Annotated in this window: 14 protein-coding genes; all 14 read left to right on the forward strand. The window is 36.2% G+C overall.

Annotation, left to right across the window (positions count from 1 at the left end):
• Nucleotides 1-39: 39 nt before the first annotated feature.
• Entirely contained in the window at nucleotides 40-684 is a 645-nt protein-coding gene (locus tag J2Y03_RS17370) for an amino acid ABC transporter permease (RefSeq protein ID WP_310196111.1), read from the forward strand.
• The gene (locus J2Y03_RS17375; protein WP_310196113.1) at nucleotides 681-1409 is read left to right on the forward strand and encodes an amino acid ABC transporter ATP-binding protein; all 729 of its coding nucleotides are present in this window, start codon (nucleotides 681-683) and stop codon (nucleotides 1407-1409) included. Before J2Y03_RS17370 ends, J2Y03_RS17375 begins: the two co-directional genes overlap by 4 nt.
• A gap of 216 nt (nucleotides 1410-1625) precedes the next feature.
• Nucleotides 1626-2093, forward strand: a complete 468-nt coding sequence (locus J2Y03_RS17380; protein ID WP_310196115.1) for a GreA/GreB family elongation factor — start codon at nucleotides 1626-1628, stop codon at nucleotides 2091-2093.
• Between the two features lie 156 nt (nucleotides 2094-2249).
• Entirely contained in the window at nucleotides 2250-2537 is a 288-nt protein-coding gene (locus J2Y03_RS17385; protein WP_310196117.1) for a putative quinol monooxygenase, read from the forward strand.
• A gap of 186 nt (nucleotides 2538-2723) precedes the next feature.
• Nucleotides 2724-3431 (forward strand): M48 family metallopeptidase, encoded by a 708-nt coding sequence (locus J2Y03_RS17390; RefSeq protein WP_310196119.1) that lies wholly within the window; start codon nucleotides 2724-2726, stop codon nucleotides 3429-3431.
• A gap of 42 nt (nucleotides 3432-3473) precedes the next feature.
• Nucleotides 3474-4001 carry a YehS family protein gene (locus J2Y03_RS17395; RefSeq protein ID WP_132092161.1) on the forward strand — a complete coding sequence of 176 codons (528 nt, stop codon included), beginning with the start codon at nucleotides 3474-3476 and terminating at the stop codon, nucleotides 3999-4001.
• A gap of 237 nt (nucleotides 4002-4238) precedes the next feature.
• The gene (locus J2Y03_RS17400; protein ID WP_310196122.1) at nucleotides 4239-5399 is read left to right on the forward strand and encodes a Gfo/Idh/MocA family protein; all 1161 of its coding nucleotides are present in this window, start codon (nucleotides 4239-4241) and stop codon (nucleotides 5397-5399) included.
• Between the two features lie 48 nt (nucleotides 5400-5447).
• Nucleotides 5448-6266 carry a sugar phosphate isomerase/epimerase family protein gene (locus J2Y03_RS17405; protein WP_310196125.1) on the forward strand — a complete coding sequence of 273 codons (819 nt, stop codon included), beginning with the start codon at nucleotides 5448-5450 and terminating at the stop codon, nucleotides 6264-6266.
• A gap of 127 nt (nucleotides 6267-6393) precedes the next feature.
• Nucleotides 6394-7365: an ABC transporter permease gene (locus J2Y03_RS17410; protein WP_132092170.1), complete on the forward strand. Its 972-nt coding sequence runs from the start codon at nucleotides 6394-6396 to the stop codon at nucleotides 7363-7365.
• Between the two features lie 15 nt (nucleotides 7366-7380).
• Nucleotides 7381-8256 carry a carbohydrate ABC transporter permease gene (locus tag J2Y03_RS17415; RefSeq protein ID WP_310196126.1) on the forward strand — a complete coding sequence of 292 codons (876 nt, stop codon included), beginning with the start codon at nucleotides 7381-7383 and terminating at the stop codon, nucleotides 8254-8256.
• Nucleotides 8257-8314: 58 nt separating this feature from the next.
• On the forward strand, nucleotides 8315-9907 hold the full coding sequence (locus tag J2Y03_RS17420) for an extracellular solute-binding protein (protein WP_310196127.1): 1593 nt from the start codon (nucleotides 8315-8317) through the stop codon (nucleotides 9905-9907).
• A gap of 279 nt (nucleotides 9908-10186) precedes the next feature.
• The gene (locus J2Y03_RS17425; protein WP_310196386.1) at nucleotides 10187-11209 is read left to right on the forward strand and encodes a response regulator transcription factor; all 1023 of its coding nucleotides are present in this window, start codon (nucleotides 10187-10189) and stop codon (nucleotides 11207-11209) included.
• Nucleotides 11209-13002 (forward strand): sensor histidine kinase, encoded by a 1794-nt coding sequence (locus tag J2Y03_RS17430; RefSeq protein ID WP_310196129.1) that lies wholly within the window; start codon nucleotides 11209-11211, stop codon nucleotides 13000-13002. The genes J2Y03_RS17425 and J2Y03_RS17430 overlap by 1 nt, the downstream gene beginning before the upstream one ends.
• 5 nt (nucleotides 13003-13007) lie before the next feature.
• Nucleotides 13008-14135, forward strand: a complete 1128-nt coding sequence (locus J2Y03_RS17435; protein ID WP_396954219.1) for a glycoside hydrolase family 88 protein — start codon at nucleotides 13008-13010, stop codon at nucleotides 14133-14135.
• Nucleotides 14136-14396: the final 261 nt, after the last annotated feature.

Genomic DNA, 14396 nt, shown 5'->3' on the forward strand with positions numbered 1-14396 from the left:
GCATAAAGCGCGCTTTATTAGTTGAAAGGGGATGAAAATGTGGATGTAATTGCGGCAGCATTACCGATATTATTAAAAGGACTTCAAATTACGATTTATATATTTATTATTGCTATTATTCTAGGTTTTTTAATTGGTTTAGTGATAGCCTTGTTTCGGCTCGCGCCGATTAAAATCCTGAAGTGGATTGCAAAGATATATGTTGATGCAATTCGAGGAACACCATTTATTGTACAGCTATTTTTCATTTATTTTGGACTAAATTCTTTAGATTTGATTTCCTTGAACAATACGACCGCAGGTATTATCACCGTTGCTATTAATGCTGGGGCATATTTTTCAGAGATTATCAGAGCTGGTATTCAATCCATTGATAAGGGTCAAACAGAGGCAGCCAGATCGATTGGTTTTACTGGAGCACAAACTATGCGCTATGTAGTCCTGCCCCAGGCTTTTAGAAGAATGCTTCCTACCATTACCAACCAATCCATTATTAGTTTAAAAGACACTTCACTTCTATCGGTTATTGGTATTGCTGATTTAACACAACAGGGGCAAATTCAGGCTTCCGCAACGTTTGAAGCATTTAATATTTGGCTGGCTGTTGGTGTCATTTATTTTATTGTCATTTATTTGTTGACGCTTCTTGCTAATTTTGTTGAAAGGAGGATTCAGCTTCGATGAGTATTATTACAGTAAAAAACTTAAGAAAATCCTTTGGAAACCTCGAGGTTTTAAAAGATATTAATGTAGAGATACAAGAAAAAGAAGTAATTTGTGTAATCGGCCCTTCTGGATCAGGTAAAAGTACATTTCTTCGTTGCATAAATCGCCTGGAAGAAATCTCAGGTGGTGAGGTCGTGATTAACGGCCATAATATAACGGACCCCAAGATTAATATCAACAAAGTGAGACAAGAAGTTGGAATGGTATTTCAACAATTTAATCTCTTCCCACATAAAACCGTTCTAGAAAATATTACATTAGGACCTAGTAAAATCCTTTCTGTTGATAAAGCAAAGGCTGAAAAAAACGCCCTTGAGTTACTTGGTAAGGTTGGACTTAAAGAAAAAGCAAGCAGCTATCCAGGGGAACTTTCTGGCGGACAAAAACAGCGGGCTGCCATAGCAAGAGCACTGGCAATGAATCCAAAAATCATGCTGTTTGATGAACCGACCTCTGCACTTGACCCGGAAATGGTCGGGGATGTTTTAGAGGTAATGAAGCAGCTTGCTAAAGAAGGCATGACTATGGTAGTTGTTACACATGAAATGGGCTTTGCACGTGAAGTTGGAGATCGTGTTATTTTCATGGATGGCGGCTATATTGTTGAAGAAAATGAACCGAATGCGTTATTCGCTAACCCACAGCATGAGAGAACAAAAGCTTTCTTAAGTAAGGTACTATAGACCTTCAGAGTACTAAATAGGACTTATTAACCTATATATGTTAATATTATACTAAGACCTTTTCTTGGATAAAAGGGCATTGCTTCTTTCCTGTACAGGAATGCTGTAGCGCCAATATTTCAGGGGGGTCTTATTTTTTTATAAGGAGGAATAAAAAAATGAAAAGGTTTTCAAAAGTTTTCAAAAGATTTAATCCAAGTCTGGGGGTTATATATTATGAACCATAGTATACATCAAAATAAGGAAGATTTCGTACAACAGTTGGTTTATATTGATGAAAATATCAAAGAGCTAACGACCCTCTATATCTCATCGACCCCTGTGCAGGAACGAATAAAACACTTTTTCAATATATACATCCTAGAAGTGGAAGATCTATTAAAGAAGAATAACCGAAATAAGACTATTTCAACTTTTCCAAAGGTGTATATCGGGACAAAAGTCACGGTATGGTATGAAGAGGATAATGAAGCAGAGGATTATACCATTTGTATCCCGGAACAATCTAATCCAGATTCAGGGTTTATTTCCTTTTTGTCTCCGGTAGGCAAGCAGCTTCTTCTTAAGAATATCGGTGAAAAGATAATGTTAAAAATTCCAACAGGCGAAGTTTCAGTGACCATTAAGGAAATCACGTATGCAGCCAGCCCTTTAAATGAGAAAATACACACAAAAGAGGCATGAGGATCTCTTACCTGATGTTAAATGATTATGGGGACGGTTCCTCCGTCTCCATTTTAAAAGTAGTGTATTTTTTTTGCAAAAACCTTATAATGAAAAGGAAATAAAGTAGATTGCCGAATTACATAATAAATTATTTAATAGATTGGAGTTCTTACTATGCTTAGAGTTGTTGCTAAAGGCAAACTGAAACCAGATGTAAAGAAAGAAGAATATTTACAAATTGCTAGAGAACTTGTTATTGAAACCAATAAAGAAGAAGGCTGTATATCTTATGTTCTTCATGAAGATATCAAAGATCCAACCATCGTTACGATGATTGAAGAATGGGTAGATGAAGAGGCAATAAATCTACATAATGCTAGCAGTCATGTAAGGACAATTGTTCCAGAACTAAGGAAACTTAGAGAAAGCACAGAAATCAACCTTTATCGAGAAGTGAAATAGTAAAGCTTGTGTGAAAGTGAAAAAGGCAACTCCTCTTCCGTTAGGGGCGTTGCCTTTTTTTGTTATGCATTTCCATATTTTGATTCACTAGGAAAATATATTTGATATTCAGTAACCATATGTTAAAGTGAAGTTTATTGCAAGCTAGAAGGTTAATGGCATGAACGGATAAGATAGGGGATTAAAATGTTCCATACTTACTTAGGTGAGACAATTAGTTTTGATATTATTTATAAAAAGCGGAAATCTATGAGCATATCTATCGACCTTTATGGAAAAATTGAAGTCCAGGCTCCGAAAGGGGCACCAGATGAATACGTACTTCAATCATTAGAAGAAAAGTGGGAGTGGATTCAGCTAAAGGTAAAAGAAATGGAGGATAGATTCCGAGGACCAATGACGAAGGTTTATGATCATGATGAGACCTTTCTTTATTTAGGTAAAACACACCCCATACAAATCTCTCATGATATAAATATCAAGCAAGATTTTGTAGTGTTTGAAGAAGATAAGTTACAAATATTTGTGAAGCAGCTTGAGGATGATAAAATAAAACAAGCTTTAAAACGTTTTTATTACCAGCAGTGTAAAGCGTTGGTAGAGAGCAGCATCAAGTCCTATCAAGGCAACTTTAAAGTGAAACCTCGTTCTATCCGTATCTCTGACAGTAAAACTACATGGGGAACCTGTGATTCAAAACTCCAGTTAACATTTAATTGGAGGCTTGCAATGGCGCCCGAAAAAGTAATTGACTACGTCGTAGTACACGAGATGTGCCATATGGTTCACCTGAATCATGATCGTTCTTTCTGGAGACTAGTTGGAAAAATGATGCCCGATTATAAGGAACAGGAAAACTGGCTAGCATTATCAAGCTGGAAAATGACGGTTTAAGCTGGTTGCTTTTGCTATTATCAATATTTTTGGAGGTTCAAAATGGATAATAATGATATATTAGTTCGATTAAGATATGCGCTAGATATTAAAGATACAGATATGGTAAAGATATTTAAACTAGGTGATGTAGAGGTAACGAAGGACGATGTACTCAAGATACTGACAAAACCAACTGACAGTTACGATGATGAAGAAGATTATGATGATAATATAGAAGAAAATGATGATTATATAAAATGTAATAATCGGATGTTAGATTCATTTTTAAATGGGTTTATTACTTTTAAAAGGGGTAAGCAGGAACCAAAACCTGGACAACCTGATGCACCAGCAGTGGCTGTAAAGAAAAACGGAAATATCAATAATATCGTATTAAAAAAGGTGAAAATCGCTCTGGAATTAACAAGTGAAGATATGCTTGAACTATTTGAAAAGGCAGGAGTCACGATTACTAAAGGTGAATTAAGCGCCTTGTTAAGAAAAGAAGGTCATAAGAATTATAAAGAGTGTTTAGATAAATACGCTCGAAACTTCTTAAAAGGTTTAGCAATAAAATATAGAGGATGATCGGAAGGCGCTAAATCAATTAGCGCTTTTTTTATGTTTTGGCATAGTGAATTTTTTGTAATTCTAAAAAAAATACAATAGAGCCAAATATCGTACAAGGGAGTTTTGTTTTACAAGTGATAAACTTCTTAATATAAATTACTTTGAAAACGATTCCAATAATAATTTAATTCTAACAATTTTAAAAAAGTACAGAATGATATGTCCGAAAAATAGATAACGAGAGGGGAAGTAACGATGGAAAAAGTAAGGTTAGGAATAATTGGATTTGGACAACAAGGAGGAAACTACACTCGATTTATTACAGAAGGAAAAGTTAAGAACATGGTGATTGGGGCTTTTTGTGACATTGACCCAGCAAAAAAGGAATATTGTGCAGAAAATTACCCTGATGTTCCTTTCTTTGATAACTATATTGAAATGCTTGAGAGTGGTAAAGTGGACGCCATCGTTACTACCGTTCCACATTACCTGCACCCAGAGATTGGGATTGAAGCGTTAAAGAGAAATATTCACACTTTAGTGGAAAAGCCAGCGGGAGTTTACACAAAACAAGTAAAAGAATTAAACGATTTTGCGGCCACGAAGCCTGATGTAACCTTTGCGGTGTTCTTTAATCAACGAACCAATCCACTCTATCAGAAGGTAAAAGAATTAATTGATAATGGTGAGATTGGTAGTATTCGCCGGACCAACTGGATGATTACTACCTGGTGGAGACCACAAGGTTATTATGATATGGGTGCATGGAGAGCCACATGGGGCGGCGAAGGCGGCGGTGTACTTGTAAACCAAGCACCACATCAAATCGATTTACTTCAATGGATTTGCGGAATGCCTAAGAAGGTTTATTCAAACCTAAAATACGGATACCAAAGAAATATTCCAGTCGAAGATGAAGTAACCGCTATACTTGACTATGGAAATGGTGCAACTGGAGTATTTATAACTTGTACACATGACGTTTTAGGAACAGACCGTTTTGAAATCCTTGGGGATAAAGGAAAAATCATCGTCGACAATAGCAGGAAAATTACCATTAAACGACTCTTTTTGTCTGAACCGGAAATGAGCGCTACGTTAGGCTGGGGCGATATTGGGAAACTTACCAGAGGCGAGGGTCCTTCGAAAATATACAGTGAGGAAGTCATTGAATTCCAAAGTGTATGGGGGCAGCAACATATAAATATTTTGGAAAACTTCGCAGCCAACATTTTGGATGGAACAGAATTAGTAGCTCCAGGCAGTGATGGAATTCATGGAGTGGCATTAGCTAACGCCATCCACCTTTCAAGCTGGTTGGGAAAAGAAGTAGAATTACCGCTCGATGAGGATTTTTTCTTAGCTGAATTAAATAAAAAGATTGAAGAAGAAAAAGGCGTTACTGTACAAAACTAAGGAGGTACAGCTAAAGTGAAAAAAGGTAAATTTGCAGTACAGATGATGATGGTGAAAGGCAAGGTTGCTGAACAGGGTGTCTACGAAACGATGAGACAGATTCACGAGCTTGGCTATCGCGCCGTCGAAGTATCACAAATTCCAATGACAGCAGAAAATGTTGCTGAATTTAAAAGAGCGGCTGAGGACTTCGATATTAAAATTGCAGCACTTTCCGCCACGATTGATCCGAAGCCGGGTAGTAATGGTGATAATCTAACGGAGCATTTTCAAAAAATTGTAGATGATTGTAAAACACTAGATTGTAACTACTTACGTATGGGAATGATTCCCTTAGAGATTTTGGGAGACAAAGGTAAAATACTGGACTTTGTTCAAAAGGCAGAATCAGTGGCAAAAAGATTGGATGAATATGGAATTCAATTCTATTACCACAATCATGCCGTTGAATTCCAAAAATATGACGGGGAATTATTACTAGATATCATTAAAAATAATTCTTCGAAACTAGGTTTTGAGATAGATGTCCATTGGGTAGCAAGGGCAGGTGTAAGGCCTGTAGAAATACTTAAAAATTACACTGGTAGAATTGGCTTGTTGCATTTAAAAGATTACCGTATCGGAGTAGTTGATTTGAACGGCATAACCGATCGTGCAACCTATGTACAAAGAGTGCATAACAACATTGAATTTGCAGAATTAGGTGAAGGCACGCTAAATATTAAAGAAATCATCGAAGCGGGCCTTTTGTATGGATCTGAATACTTCATTATTGAACAAGACGACACGTACGGCAGGGACCCTTATGAGAGTCTTAAAATATCAGCCAGCCATTTGAGAGAACTTGGTTACGCCGATTGGTTTTAATCTAGGAATCTACTAGCAAGGACAAAACTTAACTTCCTATCATGATAATAAGATGTTAAGTTTTGTCCCGATAGAATAGAGGATTCATTCTATCGCTAGAAAGTTCGTGATAAAGGAGTGAAAATGGATGGAAGATACGAATGTCGTTATAGACAAGAATGTAATTCAACACAATACACCGACAAAAGTAAGCAAGATTACTTCAACTCTCAGCCATCTTAAGAAGTATAAGATGTTGTATATCATCGCCATTCCAGGAATCTTATATTTTCTAATCTTTAAATACATTCCTCTTGTAGGTTCCATTATTGCATTTAAAGATTACAACATTTTCAAAGGTGTCTTTGACAGTCCATGGGCGGGACTGAAACACTTTAGAACATTATTTGAGAATCCAGAATCCATGAGGATACTAAAAAACACCTTGTTATTAAGCTTTTACGATATGCTTATGTTTCCAGCTCCGCTTATTCTAGCTTTATTATTGAATGAGCTTCGACTAGTATTTTACAAAAAAATTGTCCAAACGGTTATTTACATGCCGCATTTTCTATCTTGGGTAATCATAAGTGGGATTTTTGTTGGTATCTTATCCCCAACAACTGGTATTGTAAACCATTTTATCGAATGGTTAGGGAAGGAGCCAATCTACTTTTTAGGCTCAGAGAATTTTATTCGTCCAATCTTAATTTTTGCGCAACTATGGCAAAGTGTTGGATGGGGAACGATTATCTACTTAGCGGCATTAACAGCCATTAGTCCAGAATTATATGAAGCAGCAAAGGTAGACGGTGCAAACCGCTGGAAGCAAACGATACACGTTACGATTCCTTCAATCATGCCAACATTCACTGTGCTCTTCTTACTTCAGATTGGTAATTTCTTAGACTTCGGTTTTGAAAGGGTTTACGTTTTCTTAAATCCATTAAATTCAGTAAATGGAGAGGTACTAGATACCTATATTTTCAAAGCAGGTTTACAACAAGCACAGTATAGCTTTACAACTGCTATTGGATTGTTAAAATCCGTCGTTGGATTAATTCTGTTAATGATTGCAAACTTCTTAAGTAAGCGCTTTACCGGGAACAGTTTGTACTAAAAGGAGGGGAAGAGCATGAAACATAAACAAAGTCTCGGCGGAAAAATATTTACTAGTTTTAATGTTGTTTTTATCACCTTACTTTCCCTAAGTATGCTGCTCCCATTCTTGCATATTGTTGCAAAATCATTAAGTTCAGCAGAATCTCTTACAAATGGAAAAGTATTTTTTTGGCCAGTTGAGTTTACGATTAATAACTTTGAATACGTCATGCAAGATGCCGCCATTTGGAGAGCATTTGGGATTTCGGTACTTATTACGGTAGGTGGTACGCTGTTAAACCTAATTGCAACAGCGTCGTTAGCTTATCCAACCTCTAGACCTGAGTTTAAGGGGAAAAAGTTTGTCCTCATAATGGTATTATTCACGATGATATTCTCTGTCCCATTAATTCCTTCTTTCCTAGTCATCAAAAGCTTAGGAATGATTGATACTTTATGGGCTCTAGTAATACCAGGATTAATTAGTGCCTTTAACTTTTTTATCATGAGATCGTTTTTTATGAATATTCCAAGCACGCTCATCGATGCGGCTAGAGTAGATGGTTTAGGGGAACTTGGTATTCTCTTTAAAATTATTTTACCATTATCAAAGCCTGCTTTAGCGACATTAGGTATTTTTTATGGAGTTGGTCATTGGAATAGTTATCAGAGTGCGATTTACTTTATCAACGATCCAAGACTATACCCACTTCAAGTTAAGCTAAGGCAAATGATTGTTTCAAATGAGATGGTTGATACAGAAGCGAACTTGACTTCAATGGCATTGAGCTCACCAGAGGGAATTCAAATGGCAACCATTATCTTTGCAACGCTGCCTATCCTATTGGTCTATCCATTCTTGCAAAAGTATTTTGTGAAAGGCTCCATGTTGGGTTCTGTAAAAGAATAATCATTGAGTAATGACTGTTCTTTTCTAACTATATTTAAAAATTTAAGGGGGAAAAAGCATGAAACAGAGAAAACGTAAAAATATGTTCCTGGCATTTATCCTTGCCATCATAACTGCTGTAGTCATTGCGGGCTGTAGTTCAAGCGAAGCCGGTAAGGAAGAGAAAAAAGAAGTTGATAAGAAAGAAGTTACCGATGAGAAAGTAGCATTTTCTATGGCTATTCGTACACTTGCAATACCGCATGTAGAGAACTCTCCAAACATCAATGAAGATCCATATGTTAAGAAAATAGAAGAATTTACAAATACAGATATTGACATTCAATTATTGCCACACAATGATTATAAGACAAAAATGGATTTAATGTTTGCATCAGGTGATATTCCGGATGTTGTCCAAGGTATGGGAAAATTCACGAATTCAGGTCAGTCATTGGTACAAGCCGTTGAAGCAGGAGTATTCTTGCCGCTTGATGAATTAATTGATGAATATGGACCAAATTTAAAGAAGTTCATTCCTAAAGAAGTATGGGAAACACAAAGATTTACGGATGGAAAAATTTATGCCATTCCACAAATTTTGAGTAATCCTTCTCGTAGAGCAACATTTGTTCGTAAAGATTTATTAGAAAAAGCAGGTTTAGAGGTACCAAAAACTGTTGAGGAAACGCTTGAAGTATTGCGTGCTTTTAAAGAAATGGGCGTTGAACAGCCATTTGTAGCAAGAAAAGGATTAAGTTATTCTGATACTTTCTTTGGTGCTTATGATGTACAACCTTTAATGGAATTAAATAAAGATGGAGATCCAGTTCCTAAGTATCTTGATTCAGCAAATATGAAGAAGGCAATTCAAACGTATAAAACAATGTACGATGAGGGATTAATCCACAAGGAATTCTTAACTCAAGAATCAAATCAATACAAAGATATCATCCAGTCTGGTAAGGGTGGCATGTTCTCAGCAAATGCCAATGTCCTTAATTCTTGGAATAAAGTCTTACAGGCAAGTGTACCTGATGCAGAACTAGCGATAATTCCTTCTCCTGTAGGTACAGAAGGTACAAATGGTGGATATGTTATCTATGATCCAGCTTTTAGAAACTACTTTATCAATGCGGAAACAAAGAACCCAGAGCGTATTATCCAATTCTTAGATTGGATGGTTACGGAAGAAGCAACTGAATTCTTTACCTTTGGAATCGAAGGTGAAGACTATACAAAAGAGAATGGCAAAATTAACTACAAACAAGCAGAAGCCCCAGATGAAGTGAACAAAGAGGCATTCCGTACAGGTTGGTTATGGTTAACGGGTGATGCAGCATATACAGAAGGCTTATTAGAAACAACACCTGAAGGACAACAACTTTTAGACACGTATGAGAATGTTCTTGCTAAAGAAGGAAATGGCGGAATTACCTTTGAACCACCATTGACAACTTTTACAGGTAAACCTGATATGGAAGATAAAAATGCAGATGGACATTCTGAATATCTCCATGGTCATATCGTGAAAATGATTACTGGAGCTGAAGCTGTAAGTGATTGGGATAAGGTATTGGAAGAATGGAAGAAACTAGGCGGAGATCAATACCTTAAAGATGCAAAAGCACAATATAAAGAAGGCAAATACTACGAAACAACTAGAAAATAATGTGCTTTTAACCAGCCTTTAACAATAAAGGCTGGTTTTTTAAAAAAATGGCTCTATTAAACGATAGTGTTGATTCCTTTCGTTTTTGTTCTAATAATTAACAACTTCAAAAAATAAAAAAATTAAGATGATTACAAGAAATGAGATATATAATGATGTTATCAAGTAGGTATTTCGTTTACTAGGGTGAAGTTTCTATTTTTTGTGGAAATTCACCACAACTAACAGCATGGTAAGCAGGGGGCGATTACTATTTCTATAACCATCAAAATATTAATCATTGATGATGAGCCGATTGTACGTAAAGGAATTAGTTATCTAGTAAGTCGTACAGATTTAGAAGATGTTCAGATTGACATTAGTGAAGCGGATGGCAGTCTGATGGCCAATCAATTATTTGAAGAACAAGAGTTTGACATCGTATTTACGGATATTAACATGCCTGTAATGGATGGTTTGGCTCTGATTGAAAAATGGAATAAAAAGATGACTCGGACCCAGTGGGTAATCCTTTCGGGCTATGATGAGTTTAACTATGCTCAGAAGGCTATTACTCTAGGTGTAAAAGATTATCTTTTGAAACCGGTTACCAAGAAGAAGGCACAAGAAACACTAGTACGGCTCATCGATAAGTATCGAAAACCAAGTGATCATTTCCTTAATATGAATGAGTTGGAAAATTTAATAGACAAGCTAGAGGGTGCTATATGGACACTAAATGAAGATACAGTCAAATCTTCTATATCGTCCTGGGGTGAACTATTAGTTAGTAAAGAAATAGAAGTTAGTTATTTTTTCAATACGTTAAATAATATTCTTTCCATGCTTATTCAACGTTTGAATAATAGAGGGAACATAGTATTAGAAGAACGTGCAGGAATAATAAATGGATTGAATATAGAGGCACTAATAGACAGCTTTCAGCAAAACTGTATTGAGTTAATTGGTCGAATTCGGGTACAACGTAAGGGTCAAGTGCTCGACCCAATTGAATTTGCAAAGAAATATATATCAGACAATCTTACCGAAAAAATATCATTAGATGATGTTGCTGACAAATTAGGGCTAAACTCGGCCTATTTTAGTCATCTTTTTAAAAAGGAAACAGGAACCAGCTTTGTTGAATATCGTATGCAATTACGGATGGAAAAAGCAATGAGGCTTATCGATTCTAGTAATATGAAGATTACTGAAATAGCGAATAGTCTTGGTTATGAAGATCTCTCACATTTTACGAAAACATTTAAAAAGTATACCGGTTTATCTCCTTCAAAATATATTGCATCCCTGGAGATGGATTAATGAAATTCTGGTTTCTTCGTTTAAATTTATTTCAAAGATTGCTTATTTATTTTTCACTGATTATTATTTCTTCCTTGGTATTAGTGACTGTAACAACATATATAAAAGCTTCAAGTACAATAGAGAATCAAGTGTCGGTATATTTGGAACAAATCGTAAACAACGTTAATCTTCAAATTGATGAATATTTAAAAAACTATGAACTGGCGACACTGCCGCTGATTACAAGCCAAGAAGTTCGGAAATTTCTTGATAGAGGTGCTATATCCGGTTATGAAAGTTTTGTGGAATATTCTGAAATTAGAGATAGTATGGATGGCGTAATAACGGAGAGGCCTGAAATAGAACAAATATATCTTATGGGGGAAACTGGAAGGTATATCATGTCAAATGAACCTAGAGGTACATTTCCAGTGGCTGAATTTTACCAAGATTTAAATGAACGGACACCGAATGATGGGAAAATTCTTATCTATCCCAGAATCAATCAGAACAAGTTGGTTATTACAATGGCTCGAAAAATCCGCGGAACAAAAACGTTTGAGCCAAAAGGGATTATTGCCGTGGATTTAAAACCTTCTTATCTAACAAGGTCATGGGGAGAAATTAAGTTGGATGAGAATAGTTTCTTTATGATTGTCGGCGATGATGGCCAAATTATTTATCATCCGGATGATGAATATATGGGAAAAGAAATCAAGCAATCTATAAAGAATAGGCTAGCGAATAAATCTGAAAATAATTTCTATGAAAAGTGGAAGGATGAAAAGTTTTTTTTCCATTTTAATACCTCTTCTTATACTGGTTGGAAGGTTGTTCTTGCTGTACCTCGTGTAACATTATTCGAACCTATTTCGGTTGTACGTACAACGGTTTACATTTCTGGTGCAATTGCCATCATCCTTGCTTTATTCTTAGCACAGCATTTTATTCGGAAAATTGTTACGCCAATCCGAATGATTGAAAGGACCATGAAGAACGTTGAGAAAGGGAATTGGGAATTAGCACCTGAACCAAGTGGAAATGATGAAATTAGCAGCTTAGTTCAAAATTACAATAAAATGGTAAAAAGATTAGCTTCTCTCATTGATCAAGTTTATAAAGCGGAACTTGAAAATCAAAAAGGTCAAATTATGTTACAGAAGAGAGAGTTAGAAAAGCAAAAGGTTGAATTTCAAGCATTGCAGTCTCAGATAAATCCTCATTTTTTATACAATACATTGGGGGCAATCAATTCTTATGCGATATTAAAAGAAGATGATGAAATTTCGGAAATGACAGAAGCACTTGCAAATATGTTCCGTTATTCACTCCAAAACCTTGAGGTCGTAAAAATTGAAGATGAGTTACTACATGTAAAAGACTTCTTGCTCATTCAGGAGCATAGGTGGCAAAAAAAGATTCCATTTTCGACGGAGATAGACAGCCAGTTATTACAAGCGGAAATTGTAAAATTAAGTTTACAGCCATTAGTCGAAAATGCGATTGAACATGGCTTTCAACCAGTAACTGACGAATCGAAAATTACCATAAGAGGGAAAGTAAAAGGAGATATTTTATTTCTTTCCGTTGAGGATAATGGGATTGGAATGAATCATAGTAGATTACTAGAGCTTAGAAATAAATTAAAAAATGAGCAATTACATCTAAATACAGATCATGGTATTGGTTTATCAAATGTTGCAAAAAGAACGAAACTGTTGTTTGGAAACGACTATGGAATCGAAATTTTTAGTGAACATAATAAGGGAACCACGATTCGCATGGCTGTTCCCTACCGTTTGAAAGGATGAGTATAATGGTAGAACAATTAAACTGGGTAGACGAGGCATGGTCAAATATAAAGCAAAAAGTAGAAAGAACATCTGAAAAAATTGGAGCGAATTTCCCACATGCTAGTGTGGATGGGGAGTATGTCTTTGAAAGACCCAATTGGTGGTCAGCGGCATTTTGGCCAGGGCTTCTTTGGCAAGTGTATCAGGAATCAAAAGATGAAAAACTGAAAGAAATCGCAGAAGCATGTGAAGTAAAGTTAGACGAAGTTATAAATTATTTTTACACCATGCATCATGATATTGGTTTTATGTGGAAGTTAACAAGTGTTGCTAGATATAAACAGCTAGGTGAAGAAGATTCAAAGAAGAGAGCGTTAATGATTGCTCACATTTTGATGGGAAGATTCAATGCAAACGGAAACTACATTCAAGCCTGGAACAATTGGTCAGACGGAGATGATAAATCAGGTTGGTCCATTATCGACACGATGATGAATCTACCCCTTTTATATTGGGCTTCCGAAGAAACAAAAAACCCAAGATTTAAAGCAGTTGCCATGAAGCATGCAGATACTGTGCTCTCGCACTTTATTCGCGAAGACGGTGCAGTCCACCATATTGTTGAGTTTGACTCAGAAACTGGAGAATGTGTTGGTCATATAGGAGGACAAGGACATGCTCCGTTTTCTGCTTGGGCACGAGGTGCTTCATGGGCATTATATGGGATGACACTTTGTTATCACTTTACAGGTGAGGATCGATACTTACAGGCTGCTAAAAAAGTGGCACATTTCTTTATCGCTAATCTGCCAGAGGATTTTGTACCTGTATGGGATTTCCGGATTCCTGAAGACGTTACGCCTTACAGAGATTCCTCTGCGGGAGCCATTGCTGCAAGTGGACTGTTATTATTGGCTGAAAAGGTCGCCCCTATTGAATCCAAGCTTTATCGTTCTGCAGGTGAAAATATTCTTCATTCCCTTTATAAGAATTATGGTGACTGGGAAAATACATCTCAGGATGGATTGATTTTACATGGAGTAAGTCATTATCATAATGGAAAATATGTAGATAATCCGCTGATTTATGGTGACTTTTACTTTGTCGAAGGAATTGCTAGATTAAAAGGCTTTGAAGCAATGTCACAATAAACCCAAATGGAACTAATCTATTGATTGGTTCCATTTTTTGATGCAAATTGGTAGAAGTCTGTGATATTTTTCATCAAATTTCATGCACCAGGGGAACTTCGGACAGGAGGAGAAAGGATTTAAGAGCTCTATAGTGACCGAACCCCAAAAAAGAAGGAGCTACGGTAACTATAAGAGCTCTATAGTGACCGAGCCCTCAAAAAAGAAGAAGCCACGGTAACTATAGGAGAGTATGTTGAGGAACCCTAAATTACTTTTATT

Source organism: Neobacillus niacini, assembly GCF_031457145.1.
Lineage (GTDB): Bacteria > Bacillota > Bacilli > Bacillales > Cytobacillaceae > Neobacillus > Neobacillus niacini_J.

Coding starts and splice junctions, on each gene's coding strand:
- J2Y03_RS17375 (WP_310196113.1), top strand. CDS start 681: ATGAGTATTATTACAGTAAAAAACTTAAGAAAATCCTTTGGAAACCTC.
- J2Y03_RS17380 (WP_310196115.1), top strand. CDS start 1,626: ATGAACCATAGTATACATCAAAATAAGGAAGATTTCGTACAACAGTTG.
- J2Y03_RS17385 (WP_310196117.1), top strand. CDS start 2,250: ATGCTTAGAGTTGTTGCTAAAGGCAAACTGAAACCAGATGTAAAGAAA.
- J2Y03_RS17390 (WP_310196119.1), top strand. CDS start 2,724: ATGTTCCATACTTACTTAGGTGAGACAATTAGTTTTGATATTATTTAT.
- J2Y03_RS17395 (WP_132092161.1), top strand. CDS start 3,474: ATGGATAATAATGATATATTAGTTCGATTAAGATATGCGCTAGATATT.
- J2Y03_RS17400 (WP_310196122.1), top strand. CDS start 4,239: ATGGAAAAAGTAAGGTTAGGAATAATTGGATTTGGACAACAAGGAGGA.
- J2Y03_RS17405 (WP_310196125.1), top strand. CDS start 5,448: ATGGTGAAAGGCAAGGTTGCTGAACAGGGTGTCTACGAAACGATGAGA.
- J2Y03_RS17410 (WP_132092170.1), top strand. CDS start 6,394: ATGGAAGATACGAATGTCGTTATAGACAAGAATGTAATTCAACACAAT.
- J2Y03_RS17415 (WP_310196126.1), top strand. CDS start 7,381: ATGAAACATAAACAAAGTCTCGGCGGAAAAATATTTACTAGTTTTAAT.
- J2Y03_RS17420 (WP_310196127.1), top strand. CDS start 8,315: ATGAAACAGAGAAAACGTAAAAATATGTTCCTGGCATTTATCCTTGCC.
- J2Y03_RS17430 (WP_310196129.1), top strand. CDS start 11,209: ATGAAATTCTGGTTTCTTCGTTTAAATTTATTTCAAAGATTGCTTATT.
- J2Y03_RS17435 (WP_396954219.1), top strand. CDS start 13,008: ATGGTAGAACAATTAAACTGGGTAGACGAGGCATGGTCAAATATAAAG.